Annotated in this window: 16 protein-coding genes; 8 read left to right on the forward strand and 8 right to left on the reverse strand. The window is 73.0% G+C overall.

Annotated features, from left to right (window positions below; translation table 11 throughout):
* Positions 1 to 4: 4 nt before the first annotated feature.
* From AB5J73_RS40440 to AB5J73_RS40450, 3 genes are read right to left on the reverse strand one after another with little or no spacing between them, the layout of a single operon-like run.
* Positions 5 to 601 carry a lactate utilization protein C gene (locus tag AB5J73_RS40440; protein WP_370964282.1) on the reverse strand — a complete coding sequence of 199 codons (597 nt, stop codon included), beginning with the start codon at positions 599 to 601 and terminating at the stop codon, positions 5 to 7.
* Positions 598 to 2,034, reverse strand: coding sequence for a lactate utilization protein B (locus AB5J73_RS40445; RefSeq protein WP_370973473.1), 1,437 nt, complete (start codon positions 2,032 to 2,034; stop codon positions 598 to 600). Before AB5J73_RS40445 ends, AB5J73_RS40440 begins: the two co-directional genes overlap by 4 nt.
* Before the next feature lie 17 nt (positions 2,035 to 2,051).
* Positions 2,052 to 2,771, reverse strand: a complete 720-nt coding sequence (locus AB5J73_RS40450; protein WP_370964283.1) for a (Fe-S)-binding protein — start codon at positions 2,769 to 2,771, stop codon at positions 2,052 to 2,054.
* A 268-nt stretch (positions 2,772 to 3,039) separates the two neighbouring features.
* On the opposite strand from AB5J73_RS40450, the gene AB5J73_RS40455 reads away from it, so the two are divergent.
* A complete protein-coding gene (locus AB5J73_RS40455; protein WP_370964284.1) occupies positions 3,040 to 4,227 on the forward strand; it encodes a cytochrome P450 in 1,188 nt (395 codons plus the stop codon).
* 61 nt (positions 4,228 to 4,288) lie between these two features.
* Here AB5J73_RS40455 and AB5J73_RS40460 read toward each other — a convergent pair whose 3' ends face one another.
* Entirely contained in the window at positions 4,289 to 4,894 is a 606-nt protein-coding gene (locus AB5J73_RS40460; protein WP_370964285.1) for a TetR/AcrR family transcriptional regulator, read from the reverse strand.
* 76 nt (positions 4,895 to 4,970) lie between these two features.
* Between AB5J73_RS40460 and AB5J73_RS40465 the strand changes: the two genes are divergently transcribed.
* Both AB5J73_RS40465 and AB5J73_RS40470 read left to right on the forward strand, forming a co-directional pair.
* Entirely contained in the window at positions 4,971 to 6,116 is a 1,146-nt protein-coding gene (locus tag AB5J73_RS40465; RefSeq protein WP_370964286.1) for a YbfB/YjiJ family MFS transporter, read from the forward strand.
* Positions 6,113 to 6,805, forward strand: coding sequence for an alpha/beta fold hydrolase (locus tag AB5J73_RS40470; RefSeq protein WP_370964287.1), 693 nt, complete (start codon positions 6,113 to 6,115; stop codon positions 6,803 to 6,805). The genes AB5J73_RS40465 and AB5J73_RS40470 overlap by 4 nt, the downstream gene beginning before the upstream one ends.
* A gap of 15 nt (positions 6,806 to 6,820) precedes the next feature.
* Here the strand turns inward: AB5J73_RS40470 and AB5J73_RS40475 are convergent, their stop codons facing one another.
* Positions 6,821 to 8,410 (reverse strand): GAF domain-containing sensor histidine kinase, encoded by a 1,590-nt coding sequence (locus AB5J73_RS40475; RefSeq protein WP_370964288.1) that lies wholly within the window; start codon positions 8,408 to 8,410, stop codon positions 6,821 to 6,823.
* 147 nt (positions 8,411 to 8,557) lie between these two features.
* Here AB5J73_RS40475 and AB5J73_RS40480 point away from each other — a divergent pair, with 147 nt between their 5' ends.
* Positions 8,558 to 9,460 (forward strand): hypothetical protein, encoded by a 903-nt coding sequence (locus tag AB5J73_RS40480; RefSeq protein WP_370964289.1) that lies wholly within the window; start codon positions 8,558 to 8,560, stop codon positions 9,458 to 9,460.
* Here AB5J73_RS40480 and AB5J73_RS40485 read toward each other — a convergent pair.
* Positions 9,420 to 10,100: a response regulator gene (locus AB5J73_RS40485; RefSeq protein ID WP_370964290.1), complete on the reverse strand. Its 681-nt coding sequence runs from the start codon at positions 10,098 to 10,100 to the stop codon at positions 9,420 to 9,422. The two genes, AB5J73_RS40480 and AB5J73_RS40485, sit on opposite strands and share 41 nt — an antisense overlap.
* 91 nt (positions 10,101 to 10,191) lie before the next feature.
* On the opposite strand from AB5J73_RS40485, the gene AB5J73_RS40490 reads away from it, so the two are divergent.
* From AB5J73_RS40490 to AB5J73_RS40500, 3 genes are all read left to right on the forward strand, one after another.
* A complete protein-coding gene (locus AB5J73_RS40490; protein WP_370964291.1) occupies positions 10,192 to 10,866 on the forward strand; it encodes a BON domain-containing protein in 675 nt (224 codons plus the stop codon).
* 37 nt (positions 10,867 to 10,903) lie between these two features.
* The gene (locus AB5J73_RS40495; protein WP_370964292.1) at positions 10,904 to 11,752 is read left to right on the forward strand and encodes a slipin family protein; all 849 of its coding nucleotides are present in this window, start codon (positions 10,904 to 10,906) and stop codon (positions 11,750 to 11,752) included.
* A 90-nt stretch (positions 11,753 to 11,842) separates the two neighbouring features.
* The gene (locus AB5J73_RS40500; RefSeq protein WP_370964293.1) at positions 11,843 to 12,373 is read left to right on the forward strand and encodes an N-acetyltransferase family protein; all 531 of its coding nucleotides are present in this window, start codon (positions 11,843 to 11,845) and stop codon (positions 12,371 to 12,373) included.
* A 39-nt stretch (positions 12,374 to 12,412) separates the two neighbouring features.
* On the opposite strand, the gene AB5J73_RS40505 is transcribed toward AB5J73_RS40500, so the two are convergent.
* Positions 12,413 to 13,399 (reverse strand): acyl-CoA desaturase, encoded by a 987-nt coding sequence (locus AB5J73_RS40505; protein WP_370964294.1) that lies wholly within the window; start codon positions 13,397 to 13,399, stop codon positions 12,413 to 12,415.
* Positions 13,400 to 13,685: 286 nt separating this feature from the next.
* On the opposite strand from AB5J73_RS40505, the gene AB5J73_RS40510 reads away from it, so the two are divergent.
* On the forward strand, positions 13,686 to 14,780 hold the full coding sequence (locus AB5J73_RS40510; RefSeq protein WP_370964295.1) for an AI-2E family transporter: 1,095 nt from the start codon (positions 13,686 to 13,688) through the stop codon (positions 14,778 to 14,780).
* Between the two features lie 25 nt (positions 14,781 to 14,805).
* Here AB5J73_RS40510 and AB5J73_RS40515 read toward each other — a convergent pair whose 3' ends face one another.
* The gene (locus tag AB5J73_RS40515) at positions 14,806 to 15,162 is read right to left on the reverse strand and encodes an HPF/RaiA family ribosome-associated protein (protein WP_370964296.1); all 357 of its coding nucleotides are present in this window, start codon (positions 15,160 to 15,162) and stop codon (positions 14,806 to 14,808) included.
* Between the last annotated feature and the right edge of the window lie 57 nt (positions 15,163 to 15,219).

A 15,219-nucleotide genomic window follows, 5' to 3' on the forward strand; every position in this document is an offset into this window, starting at 1 on the left:
TCGTTCACTCCGAGACGACGATGACGTGCAAGCTCCTCGGCCCGTGCACGCCTTCCACCCTGGTCAGCTCGATGTCGCTGGTGGCGCTGGGCCCGCTGATCCAGGTCTGCGGACGGGCCGGGTCCAGCGCGGCGACGGCCTGCGGCACGCCGGGCACGATGCGGTCCTCGCGGAGCACGCACACGTGCACGTCGGGCACGAGGCTCAGCGCTCGCCGGCCCTGGCCGGGGCCGTGGTCGAGGACCAGCGTTCCGGTGGTCGCGATCCCCAGCGCGGCCGTGGTCACGACGGCGTCGAACCCGGCCAGCTCCGCGGTGGTTCCGGCCCGCGCCGCGCCGGTGCCGCCGATCTCGACCGGGAACCCTTCGGGCACCAGCACCTTCCGCGCCGATCCCAGTGCGCTCCGGATGGCCCCGGGCAGTTCGGCGGTGGTGCAGCGGGTGAGCTCGGCGCGGTAGTCGACCACGCGCTCGGCGAACAGCGCGACGACGTCGTCGACCACCACCGAGCGGTAGCCGCGCGGGACGGCCGCTTCGGCCTGAGTCGTGGTCCGGATGGCGCCGCGGACGGCCGCCAGGATCTCCTCGCGGGCGGTCGTCATCGCTTTTCCCTTCGCCACCAGGCGCGGAACGACTCGCGCGGCGGCGCGGGCAGGTCGCGCGCGTTCGTCCACAGTGAACCGGGCCACGGCAGGCGGGACAGCCCGCGACGACCGCCCGGCAGCACCCGCCGGCCGAACCGGTGCGCGAGGCTCAGGCCGCGTTCGGCGAGACCGAGCCGCCGGGCGTCGGAGAGCACCCACGACGCCGCTTTCATGGCCACCGCCTCGGGTTTGGGCGGGCCGCCGCGCTGCGCGTCGACCACCCGGGAGCGCAGGTGCACCAGCACCTCGGGGATGTCGATGCGGACCGGGCACGCTTCGAAGCAGGCACCGCACAGGCTGGACGCGTACGGGAGGGAGTCGGTCTGCTCGTCGACGCCGACGCCCTTGAGCAGCGGGTTGAGGATCGCGCCGATCGGCCCGGGGTACACCGAGCCGTAGGCGTGCCCGCCGGTGCGCTCGTAGACCGGGCAGACGTTGAGGCACGCCGAGCAGCGGATGCAGCGCAGGGCCTGGCGGCCGATCTCGTCGGCGAGCGCCCGGGTGCGGCCGTTGTCGAGCAGTACGACGTGCATCTCCTGCGGCCCGTCGCCCGGGGTGGTGCCCGACCACGTCGAGGTGTACGGGTTCATCCGCTCCCCCGTGCTCGACCGCGGCAGCAGCTGGAGGAACACGTCCAGATCGGACCACGTGGGCACGACCTTTTCGATGCCCACGACCGAAACGAGTACTTCCGGGAGCGTCAGGCACATCCGGCCGTTGCCCTCGGACTCCACGACCACGAGGGTGCCGCTCTCGGCCACGGCGAAGTTCGCGCCGGAGACGGCCATCTTCGCGCGCAGGAACTTCTCGCGCAGGTGCAGCCGGGCGGCGCCGGCCAGCTCGGCCGGGTCGTCGGTCAGGCCCTCGGGCGCCGGGCGGCCCGCCGTGGCCATCTCGCGGCGGAAGATCTCCCGGATCTCCGCGCGGTTGCGGTGGATCGCCGGCACCAGGATGTGGCTGGGCAGGTCGTCGCCGAGCTGCACGATGAGTTCGGCGAGGTCGGTTTCCCACGCGGTGACGCCGTGCTCGGCGAGCGCCTCGTTGAGCCCGATCTCCTGGGTGGCCATCGACTTGACCTTGACCACTTCGTCGACGCCGTGCTCCCGGGCGATCCGGGCGACGACGTCGCAGGCCTCCCGGGCGTCCCGGGCCCAGTGCACGGTGGCGCCCCGGGCCCGCAGGGCCGCTTCGAGGGTCAGCAGGTGCTCGTCGAGGCGGCGCAGCGTGTTGTCCTTGATCGCGGCACCGGCCAGGCGCAGTTCCTCCCACTCGGCCACTTCGGCGACGACGGCCGCGCGCTTGCCGCGGATCGTGCCGGTGGCGTGGGCGAGGTTGCGGCGCAACTGCGTGTCGGCCAGCGCTTCCCGGGCCGCCGCCGGGAAGGCGGGCATGCCGACGAACGTGGCGCTCACGCGTCCCCCTCGGTCGAAGCCAGCACGTCGGCCAGGTGCAGCACGCGGACACCGGACCGCTGCCGCGACAGCAGGCCGCCCACGTGCAGCAGGCACGAGTTGTCGCCCGCGACGAGCACCTCGGCTCCGGTCTCGCGGACGTGCCGGGCCTTGTCCGCGCCCATGGCGGTGGACGTCTCGGCGTTCTTCACCGCGAAGGTGCCGCCGAAGCCGCAGCATTCGTCGGCCGCGGGCAGCTCGACGAGGTCGAGCCCGCGGACCGCGCGCAGCAGCCGCAGTGGCTTGTCGCCGACGCCGAGCATGCGCAGTGAATGGCAGGTCGGGTGGTAGGTGACGCGGTGCGGGAAGTAGGCGCCGACGTCGGTGACGCCGAGCACGTCGACGAGGAACTCGCTCAGCTCGTAGACCTTCGGCCCGGCTCCCGCTGCGTCCCCGGCGCGCCGGGCGACGAGACCGTGCTGGTGCCGGGCCGAGCCGGCGCACGAGCCCGACGGCGTCACGACGGCGTCGTACCCGGCGAACGCGTCCGCGAAGGCGCGCACGACCGGCACCGCCTCGTCGAGGTAGCCGGTGTTGATCATCGGCTGGCCGCAGCAGGTCTGGGCCGGCGGGAAGTCGGCGGCCACGCCGAGGCGCCGCAGCAGCCGGAACACCGCCTTGCCGGTGTCCGGGAACAGCGAGTCGTTGATGCAGGTGACGAGCACGGCGACGTTCACGCGCCCCCCTCGGTCACCGCGCCGGGCGGCTCCAAGACTGCACGTCCCGGATCAGGCCGCACCATCGCGCCCTCCACATTAAAAGGTTTCAAGTCCCGGCACGGTGACGCTACTACCCGTTCCTTCCGGAAGTCAACGAGGAGAGCGGAGCCCTGGATGAAACGTTCTACGCTGTCGGCTCACCTGTACCGGACCCGCGTCCAAGGTCGCCCTCGCCGGCCACCGATGGGCGGTACACCCAGGCTCACGCACGGCGCACGATGAAGCGGTGGCGGTCCAGCCCGTTCCCTACCCCTTCGCGGACGCCGTCGCGCTGCAGGTCCACCCGCGGTTCGCCGAGCTGCGGAAGTCCGCGGCGCCGGCCCGCGTCACGATGCCCTACGGCGGTGACGCCTGGCTCGTGACGCGCTACGAGCAGACGCGGTTCGTGCTGTCGGACTCCCGGTTCTCGCGCGCCGCCGCGGCCGGGGCGGACGTGCCGCGCGGGCGTCCCGGCTTCGAACCGGCCGGCAACCTGCTGGCCATGGACCCGCCGGAGCACGACCGGGTCCGGGCGCTGGTGGCCAAGGCGTTCACCGGCCGGCGGGTGGAGCTGCTCCGGCCCCGGATCCAGGAAATCCTCGACACGCTCCTCTACGGCATCAGCCCGCCCGTGGACTTCGCCTCGGCGGTGGCGTGGGAGCTGCCCGTGCAGGTGATCGGCGAGCTGCTCGGCGTGCCGCCGGGCGAGCGCCGGATGGTGCGCGAGTGCACCGAAACGCTCGTCGCCTCGGGCGGGACCGTGACCGCCGCCGACGTCGCGGAAGCACGCGGGAGGCTGGCGGCCGCGCTGACCACGCTGATCGCGCGGCGCCGGGCCGAGCCCACCGACGACCTGCTGACCGCGCTCGTCGCGGCCCGCGACGAGGACGACCGCCTGACGGACGGCGAACTGCTCATGCTCGGCGTGGCGCTGCTGGCCGGCGGCCACGAGACCACGGCGAACCTGATCGGCAGCTTCCTGGTCGAGCTGCTGGCCGACCGCGAACGCTGGACGGCGCTCGTCGCACGTCCCGAGCTGATCCCGTCGGCGGTGGAGGAGCTGCTGCGGTTCGTGCCGCTGGCGACGGTCGTGGACCTCGCGCGGATCGCCACGGAGGACCTCGAGCTCGGCGGTCAGGTCATCCGGGCCGGCGACGCGGTCCTGGTCCAGCTGGACTCGGCCAACCGCGACGAATCGGTGTTCGCCTCGGCCGGGGACCTGGACTTCGGCCGCAGGGTCAACCACCACGTGGCGTTCGGCTTCGGTGCGCACCACTGCGTCGGCGCGCCGCTGGCGAGGCTGGAGCTGCGCGTCCTGCTCTCGACACTGGTTCGTCGCCTGCCGGGCCTGCGCCTCGCGATCGCCGCGGAGGACCTCGAGTGGCGCCGCGACGGATTGCTGCGCGGCGTCGCGAGCCTGCCCGTCACCTGGTAGCGGGCTCGGCCGGACCCGCTGTCCATTGTGGACCACTGAACCACCCGGTGCGCGACCACGGTCACCCGCGGGTCGACCGGTCCGCCCCACTGGCCGCCGCGAGGAGGGTGAGCGCGGCTTGGCGTGCGTCGTCCCCGACGCCGCTCCGGTCGTGGTGGTCCGCCACGACGGTGGCGCCCTCGACGAGGATGAGCAGCTGGCGCGCGAGGCGCTGCGGGTCGGCGACCCCGGCCCGATCGGCGATCGCGGCGAGCAGTTCCCGGTAGCGGCCGAGGTGGCGCGCCGTGATGGCCCGGACGGTGCTCGTGTGGTGCTGGGCGGCGGCGTTGAGCATGGCGCAGCCGCGGAAACCCGGCACGTCGTACCACGCTTGGAGGGCCTCGAACAGCGCGCCGAGCTGAGCGGCCGGGTCGTCGCCGGCGGCGTCGACGGCGTCGGTCAGCCAGCGCACGACCCGGTCGCTGCGCGCTTCGAGCATCGCTTGCACGAGCCCGTCCTTGGTGCCGAAGTGCCGGTAGAGCGTCTCCTTGGACACGCCGAGACGCGAGCAGAGTTCCGCGACGCCGATGCCGTCGAGCCCGCGTTCGTAGAGCACCTGGGTGGCGTTCCGCAGGATCGTGGCGCGCGTGCGGCCGGGGTCGATGGTCGAGCCTTTGGCGACGGGCATACCCCGATGGTACCGATCGGTTCGATCAGTGTGCTAGCGTCCGGATCGTACCGATCGGTTCGAACTGGGGGTGGGCATGACGGCAGGCCAGGCCACCCGGCTGGCGTTCGGGACCGCGTCCGCCCTCGGGCTCGCGCGGTTCGCCTACGGGCTGCTCGTGCCGGCCATGCGGGACGACCTCCGGTGGACGTTGGCCGACGCGGGGGCGATCAGCACCGCGAACGGGCTCGGCTACTTGCTCGGCGCGGTGATCGCGGCCGCGTCGGTGCGGCGGTGGGGCACCGCCGCGGTCTTCCGCTGGGGCATGGTCGTCACGGCGGTGGCGCTGGGCGGCACGGCGGCCAGCGACGTCTTCGCCGTCCTGCTGACCCTCCGTGCCGTGGCCGGCGCCAGCGGGGCGGTGGTGTTCATCGCGGGCGGGGTGATCGCGGCCCGCGCCGCGGCTCGCACCGGCTCCGGCAAGCCCATCACGATCTACTTCGCGGGCACCGGCCTGGGCATCATCCTCAGCGGCGCGGCCATCCCCGGCCTGGCCGATCACTGGCGGCCGGCCTGGGTCGGCCTGGGCGTGGCAGCGGCGTTGGCGGCCTTGATCAGCTGGCCGGCGGCGGGCGCGGAGGAGGAGCAGCCGGCCGGTGCGGCCGGCTGGGCCCGGATCGGCCCCCTCTGGCGGGTCGCGGTGGCGTACTTCCTCTTCGCCGCCGGCTACATCGCCTACATCACCTTCCTGTCGGTGTACCTGGCCGACAAGCGCGCCTCGGTCATCCAGGTGACGTCGACGTGGACGCTGCTGGGCATCGCCGTCGTGGCCGCTCCCGCCTTGTGGAGCCGGCCGATCGCCCGCTGGCCCGGCACCCGCGCACTCGCGCTCGTCCTCGCCCTGCTGGCCGGCGGCGCGGCGCTGCCGCTGCTGTCCCCCGCACCGGCGGTCATGATCACGTCCGTGCTCGCCTACGGCGCGACCTTCATGATGATCCCGGCCGCCGTCACCGCGCACATCCGGACCGCGATCGCACCCGCCGACTGGACGGCCACGCTGGCCGCGTTCACCACGCTGTTCGCCGCCGGGCAGACCGCAGGCCCGCTGCTGGCCGGCACGCTCGCCGACCACACCTCGGCGGCCGCTCCCCTGGCCTGGACCGCCACCCTCTGCGCCATCGCGGCGGCACTGGCGGCCGTCCCCGCACGACCCGATCCCGAAGTATCTGGAGCACGCTCATGACCTCCTACGTCCTCGTTCCCGGCATGTGCCACGGCGGCTGGTGCTTCGCCGACCTCACCGAACAGCTGCGCGGACACGGCCACCGCGTCCATCCCCTGACCCTGACCGGCCTCGGCGAACGCAGCCACCTCCTGCCGGGCGGGGTGAACCTCGACACCCACATCGAAGACGTCACCGCACTGCTGGCCGCCGAGAACATCCACGACGCGGTACTGGTCGGCCACAGCTACGGCGGAATGGTGATCACGGGCGCCGCCGACCGCGCACCCGAGCGAGTGTCGGGGCTGATCTACCTCGACGCCGTCGTACCGGAAGACGGCGACTCCTGCTGGGCACTGGTCTCCGAGCAAGAACGCCGGTGGTACCTCGACGTCGTGGACAGCGGGTACGCCGTGCGCCCACTGCCGTTCTTCGATCCGCGCGCCACTCCGCACCCCCTCGCGTCGGTGCTTCAGCCGCTTCGCTTGTGGGGCAACGCTTCGCGACTCCGGCACCGGGCTTACGCCTACGCGGCCGGCTGGGAGGGCGAGTCACCGTTCACTTCCATTTACGAGCGCCTGCGCACGGAGCCGGGGTGGACGACGCACGCCCTCGACGGTGGCCACAACCTCATGCGGGACAACCCGGGCGAACTGCTGGAGATCCTGCTCGACGCCGCTCGGGCGGACACGGTCGTCACCGAGTCCTGACGCCGCAGGACGACCTCAGGGCACCGGCGCCGTCCACACCAGACGGGTGCCGCCCCCGGCCGGGCGTTCCAGACGCAACGATCCACCCGCCTCCGTGGCGCGCTGGCCGAGGTTGCGGAGTCCGCTGTGCGCCACGGCTTCCGGCATCCCGATCCCCGTGTCCGTCACCTCGACGACCAAGTCGCGGTCCAACGACACGGTGACCGCCAGCTCGGCCGCCCTCGCGTGGCGCAGGACGTTGCTGACCGCTTCGCGGACGACCGCCTCGGCGTGCTCGGCCAGTCCGGCCGGGACGCGGTCGAACGCTCCGGACAGCCGCACCGTCGTGCGGATCGCGGAGTCGGCCGTCGTAGCGGCGATCGCGTTCTGGAGACGCGCTCGCAGGCCCCGTGCGGCTCCCGGTTGCTTGTGGAGGGCGAAGATCGCGCTGCGGATCTCCTCGATGACGTCCTGGAGCTGGTCGATGTGCTGGGTGAGCCGGGCGGTGACCGCGGGCGAGCCGGATCGGCGGCGGGTGCCCTCGATCCCCAGGCCCACCGCGAAGAGCCGCTGGATGACGTGGTCGTGCAGGTCGCGGGCGATGCGGTCGCGGTCCACCACGACGTCGAGCTCCCGGCGGGCGGCCTGGCTTTCGGCGTCGCGCAGCGCCAGCGCGGCCTGGTCGGCGAAGGCGGACACGAGCTGCAGCTCGTGCTCGTCGAACCGCGCCGCCCCGTGGCCGCGGATCGCCAGGAGCACGCCCGCGGTGGATTCGCCGGACCGCAGCCGCACCGCCAGCGCCGGGCCGAGAGCCACGTCGAGGCCGTCGGTCAGGTCGAACGCCAGGCTCGGGACGCTGCGCGGCACGTGGTCCAGCAGGACCGCGCCGGAGGTCGACCCGTCGAGCGGGATCCGGCGGCCGGTCAGCTCGTCCGCGTCGGGGCCGGCGCACACCGCGACCGCCAGCGCCCCACCCGCCACGGGCAGCGCGATGAGCGCGTCGTCGGCACCGGTGAGCTCCGCGGCCCGGCTCGCGATCAGGCGCAGCACCTCGTGCACATCGGTCCCGCCCAGCAGCTCCGCGGCGATCTCGCCGGTGGCCTCCAGCCACCGCTGCCTGCTCCGGCTCTCCTCGTAGAGCCGCGCGTTGTCGACGGCGATCCCGGCGGCCGCCGCCAGCGCGACGATCGTCCGTTCGTCGTCGGCGGTGAACGGCTGCTCCCCGCTCAGGTACAGCCGGCCGAGCACCTCGCCCCGCACCAGCAACGGGACGCCCAGGAAGCTGCGCAGCGAAGGGTGCCCCGGCGGGAACCCGCGGGCCGGCCCCAGGTCGGCGAGGCGCACCGGCGCCCGGCCGGTCACGAGGGTGCCGAGCAGGCCGTGACCGGCCGGTGGCGGGCCCATCCCCTCCCGCGTGGCGACGTCCACGCCGGTCACGGCGAACGCGGTCGTCCGGCCGTCCTCGTCGAGCAGGGCCAGCGCGCCGTACCGGGCGCCGACCAGGCCCGCCGCGGCGGTCACGATCCGGTGCAACGTCGTCTCGAGCTCCAGACCGGCGGAAAACGCGAGGACGGCCGCCGGCAGCGCGTCCATCCGGTCCCGGCCCGACGTCGTTTCCTCGGGCATGTCCCCACAGTGGCACGCCGGCCCGGTCCGCGGCGGGATCCCGACCGACGACTTTCGCCCGGCCGCGGAGGCCGTTCGGCACTTGGCCGGGGCCGTCGCCGGGGCGGACGGTGGAGCGATCCAGGAATCCACAGGTCGGAGCCGTCCATGAAGACCGGTGTCATGCCCGTCGGGCACCTCAGCGCAAGCCAGGTGCACGCCGTCCTCCTCGCGGCCACGGCTCCCCCGCCGCTGCGGACCGCCCGGCCGTGGCGATTCCAGTGCACGCCCGATTCCCTTGAGCTGTACGCCGATCCGCTCACCGGCGGCACCGACAACGACCAGCGGGAACGCCTGCTGGACTGCGGCGCGGCCCTGCTCAACCTCCGGCTGGCGATCAAGGCGCAGGGCAGCCACGCCGACGTCCGGCTGTTCCCCACGGCGGGCCGGCCCGAACTGCTCGCCATCGTCCAGCCGCACGGGTACGAGACGATCACCCCGCACGACGAGGAGCTCGTGGCGGCCATCGCCGGCCGGCAGAGCAACCGGCGTCCGTTCACCGCCGCCCACATCTCCGACGCGGTGCAGCGGCAGCTCAGGCGAGCGGCCGAGGTGGAACGCGCGTGGCTGGCCACCATCACCGCCGACCAGGTGCCGCAGCTGCGGGAGATCATGCGCCGCACCGAAACCCCGCCCGCGACCCCCGGGCCCGGCGGCGGGAGCGACCTCGACGTCGACCCGGACCGGCTGGTCGTGGTCATCGGCTCGCTGCACGACACCGTCCTCGGCCGCTTCCAGGCCGGTCAGGCCATGCAGCGGGTGCTGCTGACGGCGTCCGCCGCGGGACTCTCGGCCGCCTTGTCCGCGCAGGCGATGGCGGTGCCGTCGACCCGGCGTGAGCTGCGGCAGCTGGTCGGCGGCGGGCTCTGGCCCCAGATCATGCTGCGCCTCGGCCACGGCACCGCGGTGCCTGCCAAGGCGCGGACGCCGCTCGAGGACGTCGTGATCAGCGACGCGCACCCGTTCGCCACTAGCCGCCCGAACGGCGCTCCGCACCGTGGATCCCGGTGACCAGCACGGCCGCCTGGGACCGCCGTTCCAGGCCGAGCTTCGCCAGCAGGCGGGACACGTAGTTCTTGACGGTCTTCTCCGCCAGGAACATCCGCTCGGCGATCTGCCGGTTCGTCAGGCTCTCCCCGAGCAGGTCCAGCAGGACGAGCTCCTGGTCGCTCAACCCCGCCAGCGGGCCGGGGTTCCCGGTCTTCGCCCGCAGCTCGGTCACGAGCGCGGCCACCGCCCGGGCGTCCAGCAGCGTCTCGCCCGACCCCACCCGGCGGATCGCGTCGACGAGCTGCAGCCCCTTCACGTCCTTGATGACGTACCCCTCGGCGCCGGCCAGCACCGCTTCGACCATCGAATCCTCGTCGGTGAAGGAAGTCAGCATCAGGCACCGCAGCGCGGGCAGCGCCACGCGCAGGTCGCGGCACAGCTCGACGCCGTTGCCGTCGGGCAGCCGCACGTCCAGCACCGCCACGTCCGGGCGCAGCGCGGGCACCCTGGCCAACGCCTCGGCCACCGACGAGGCCTGCCCGACGACTTTCAGGTCGGGTTCGTCGTCGACGAGCTCGGCCACCCCGCGCCGCACGAGTTCGTGGTCGTCGACCAGGAAGACGGTGATGACGGGCGGTTCGGGCGGCAGGCTGTCATCCACCACCCCAGGCTACGCCCGCCACGCCGAACGACCCCGGAAGAGAGGTCCGGCGGCACTAGGCCGCGCGGCGCGCGCGGACCACGGTGGAGGGATGACACAGATCCAGCACAGGCCCGATCATCACCTCAAGACCGCTGTCACCGATGAGCTCGCCTGGACCCCCAGCGTCAACGCCGAAGAGATCGGCGTGACCGTCACGAACGGAGTCGCGACGCTGTCCGGGCACGTCGGCACCTACCCCGAGAAGGAAGAGGCCCTGCGCGCCGCGAGCCGGGTCCACGGGGTCACCTCGACCGTGGACAAGATCCTCGTCCGGCACGGCCACGAGGTGGCGGCCGACGCGGATCTCGCCCGGGAAGCCATGATCGTGTTCGACCGCCGCACCGTCCTGGTGCCGAAGGACGCGGTGCAGGTCGACGTGCGCGACCAGGTGGTCACCCTGCGCGGGTCGGTGGATTGGCACTACCAGCGCGAAGCCGCCCGCCGGGCGGTGGCCGCGCTCCCCGGCATCAGCGGGGTGCGGAACCTGATCACACTGCGGCCTTCGCCGGGGGTTTCGGCGGCCGAGACCAAGGCGCAGCTCACCGCGGCGCTCGCCCGGCACGCACCGGGGTTCGCGCAGCACGTCGAGGTCGGCATCGACGACGGCCAGGTCACCCTGACCGGCGAAGTCCTCACCCCGGCCGAACGCCGTTCGGCCGAGCAGACCGCGTGGTTCGCCCCCGGTGTGACCGCGGTCGACAACCAGGTGACGCTCTCCGGCTGAGCCGCCACCCGCGCGAAGTCGCGAAGTCTGGAGCACCATGAACGTTCTCGTGATCATCGTCATCGCCGCCGCGTTGCTGCTCCTCCTGGCTTCCGCGGTGCGCATCGTCAAGCAGTACGAACGGGGTGTCCTGTTCCGGCTCGGCCGGGTCATCGGGGTGCGCGAGCCGGGGTTGCGGCTGATCATCCCGATCGTCGACGTCCTGCGCCGGGTGCCGTTGCGGATCATCACGATGCCCATCCAGTCCCAGGGCATCATCACCCGCGACAACGTGAGCGTGGACGTGTCCGCGGTGGCGTACTTCCGGGTGCGGGACGCGGTGAAGTCGGTCGTCGCGATCGAGAACGTCTACGCCGCGATCGACCAGATCGCCCAGACGACGCTGCGGAAGGTCGTCGGGCAGCACACGCTGGACGAGACGCTGTCCGAGACCGACAGCATCAACGTCGACATCCGCCGGATCCTGGACGTCACCACGCTCGACTGGGGCGTGGAGGTGACTTTGGTGGAGCTGAAGGACATCCAGCTGCCCGACACGATGAAACGGGCGATGGCCCGGCAGGCCGAAGCGGAACGCGAAAAGCGCGCCAAGATCATCAGCGCCGAAGGCGAATCCCTGGCCGCCGCCGCACTCGGCGACGCGTCGGACACGATGATGGCGCACCCGCTCGCGCTGCAGCTGCGCAACCTGCAGAGCCTGGTGGAGATCGGCGTGGACAAGAACACCACCGTCGTGTTCCCCGCCCCGCTGATGAGCACCATCGGCGAGCTGGGCTCGTTCCTGGCCCGCGAGAGCGCCGCCGCGACCCGGCCTGAACCGGCCGTCACGGCCCCGATCGTGCCGCCGAAGTCGGCGGTGAACGGAACCCGGGCCGACGACAACTGACCCGCGGCCCACGGACTCCGCAGTGTTCTGTGCGAAAAGGACAGAGCACTGTGGACCCGTGCCCGGGCGCCGGCCTCGTGAGGAGAAGCCATGTCCACCGCCACCCCACCGGTCCGAGCCCTGCTCCCGGACGGCGAAGTCGCCTGGGTGCGCAAGCTCGAAGCCTGCGACGCCGATGCGGTCCTCGCGCTGCGGGCCCGGCTCGCCGAGCGCGACCGGCACCTGCGGTTCTTCGGCCTCGGCGTGGCCGGGCTGGCCGAGCTTTCGGTGCAGCTGTCCCGAAGTTCGGGCGTCGGGCACACCGCACTGGGGTGCTTCGTGCACTCCCGGCTGGCCGGCGTCGCCCGCTACGACATCTCGGCCGACTCGGCCGAAGCGGAGGTCGCCCTCGTGGTCGACGGCCACGGGCAGACGCTCGGCGTGGCGGCCCTGCTGCTCGAACAGCTCGCCGTCTCGGCGGAGCACGAAGGGGTGCGGATGCTCGTCGCCGACGTGGACGAGGGAAACGCGAAGATGCTCGGCGTCTTCGCGGCGCTGGGCATCCCGTTCCGCCCCGGCCTGCCGGGCACCAACGGCGGGCACCGGTCCGCCGACGCGGGTGAAGCGGGAACCCCGTACTGACCCGCAGCGGCCGGGCCGCGTGGTGCCTTCCCCGGCTGGTCAGCTTCGTGCGGCGGTGCGCCGGCCGGCTCCGCGCACTGCCGCGGTGTAGCCGGGGTTGAGCCGGCGAGCCAGGTGCTCGGCCCGGGGCCAGCGGACGTCGGTCGCCCAGCCGAGTTCCTCGAAGAGCCGGATCAGGCGCGCGGACATGTCGAGCTGGCCGCGGCGGACGCCGTGGCGGGCGCAGGTGGGGTCGGCGTGGTGGGAGTTGTGCCAGGACTCGCCCATCGAGGCGATGGCCAGCGGCCAGAAGTTCGCGGACTTGTCGCGGGCGGCGTACGGCCGTTCGCCGATCATGTGGCACAGGGAGTTCACCGACCAGGTGACGTGGTGCAGCACCGCCACCCGCACCAGGCCGGCCCAGAAGAACGCCGTCAGCGCACCCCACCAGGACAGCGTCACCAGCCCGCCGAGCACGGCCGGGGTGAGCAGGGTGACCACGGTGAGCGCCGGGAACCAGCGGTCGATCCGGACGAGGTCGCGGTCGGCGAGCAGATCGGGGGCGAAGCGCTGGGCGTTGGTCTTCCGCCGGTCGAACAGCCAGCCCATGTGGGCGTGCCAGAACCCCTTGGCCAGCGCGGCCGCGGACGTGCCGTAGCGCCACGGGGAGTGCGGGTCGCCGTCGCGGTCGGCGTAGGCGTGGTGGCGGCGGTGGTCGGCGACCCAGCCGACCACCGGGCCCTGCATGGCCATGCTGCCGGCGACGGCGAGCGCGATCCGCAGGCCGCGCCGGGCCTTGAACGCGCCGTGGGTGAAGTGGCGGTGGAATCCGATCGTCACCCCGAGCCCGGTCAGGAAGTAGAACCCGGCCGTGAGGACGACGTCGGTCCAGCCGAGGCCCCAGCCCCACGCGAACGGCACCGCCGCGGCCAGCGCCAGCAACGGCACCACGGCGAACAGCTTGACCAAGAAGGTTTCGGTGCGGGACTTTTCGCCCGCGAGGATCGGCTCGGCGGTCTTCGGTGGCCGTGGCAACGTGCGTGTCATCTTCGATCACTCTTTTCCGCTGACGTACCTGTCCGCCAAGGGTCCGGGGCGATCACCTGAGGGATAGCCCGCCGGCGGGGACCTAAACCCGGAGGAAGGGACCCCGCCGGCGGTATGCTCGGGCGACCAGAAGTCCGAGCGTCCAGACCCTGCTCTCGTGGCGACCGGCGATGTGGCCGCCCCCGGCCGACCCCCACCGAGAGCAGGATGTTCATGACCGCTACGGAACCCACCCGGATCTTCCCGCCGGCGCCGGCCCGCTCCGCCGCACCGGTGCGCTGATCGGATGCCGGACCCCGCTCCTTCCCCGGTGCCGTACGGGCTCCGCGTCGCGGCCGCCGTCGCCTGGCGTTTGCTGGTCGTGGCGGCAGCACTGACCGTCTTGGCGTTCGTCGCCGTCCGGCTGGCCTCCGTGCTGGTCCCGGTCGCCGTGGCCCTGCTGCTCGCGGGCCTGTTCTCCCCCGCCGTCACCTGGCTGACGGGCCACCGGGTCCCGCGCGGACTCGCGACCGCGATCGTGCTGGTCGGGGGGATCGCGCTGGCCGGCGGCGTGGTGACGTTCGTGGTCATCAGCGTCACCGTGGGCATGCCCGGCCTGATCGACCAGGTCACCACGAGCCTGACCGACCTGCACACCTGGTTGCGCACCGGACCGCTGCACCTGAGCCAGGGCCAGCTCGACGAGCTGCTCGGCAACGCCACGGCCATGCTCGGCCGGAACAAGTCGGTGATCGCCTCGGGCGCCCTCACCACCGCGATCACCGTCGGGGAACTGCTCGCCGAGTCCCTGCTGGTCGTGTTCTGCCTGATTTTCTTCCTCGCGCAGGGAAACACGATCTGGGCCTTCGTGCTGCGGGCCGCGCCGGCCCGCGTGCGCAACCGCGTCGACGTCGCCGGGCGCAGCGGGTTCACCACCCTGGCGCACTACATCCGCGGGACCGCCGCCGTCGCGTTCGTCGACGCCGCCGGCATCGGCATCGGACTCGTGATCGTCGGGGTCCCCTTGGCGGCTCCGCTGAGCACGCTCGTCTTCCTCGGCGCGTTCGTCCCCGTCATCGGTTCGGTGATCGCGGGCGCGATCGCCGTCCTCGTGGCGCTAGTGGCCAACGGCGTGCTGGCGGCCGTGATCGTGCTCGCCGTCGTCGTCGGCGTCATGCAGCTCGAAAGCCACGTCCTGCAACCACTGCTGCTCGGACGGGCCGTCCGGCTGCACCCCCTGGCCGTGGTCCTCGCCCTCACCACCGGGCTCGTCACCGCCGGCATCGTCGGCGCGCTGCTCGCCGTGCCCCTGCTCGCCGTCTTCAGCTCGGGCGTGCGAAGCCTGACCGCCCGGCCGGAGATCGACTCGCCGCTGCCCAGCGCTCGCGACCACGGCGACTGAGACCGGGTTCGCGGCGGCGGCGCGGTCAGGACCCGGCGTGCCCGCCCTGGTGCCGGATGGAGTCCCCGCCCTTGTGGTGGTCCGTCCGCCCGTACACGCCTTCGAGCACGCTCACGAGTTTGTGCACGGCACCCCGGCACGCTTCGGCGACCGAACCCGCGTGGTGGCTGACGGCCACCGTCCGCCGTCCGGCCGGCCGGGCCTCGAGCACGCAGCGGCGGTCCAGCCCGTCGGCGGTGCCGGATTCTTCGCTGAAGTGGACCTCCAGCCGCGTGATGTGGTCGCTGAACCGCGACAGCTTGGCGGCCAGCTCCCCCTCGAAGTGCCGGACCAGCTCTTCGCCGCCGTGCGTCGTCCGGTCCGTGCTGATCTGGATCTGCATGCGTCGTCCTCTCGCCGACCGGCCGGCCCGGATCTGCTCGCCCCGGACGTCCGGTCT

The sequence above is a fragment of the Amycolatopsis sp. cg9 genome (assembly GCF_041346945.1).
GTDB lineage: Bacteria > Actinomycetota > Actinomycetes > Mycobacteriales > Pseudonocardiaceae > Amycolatopsis.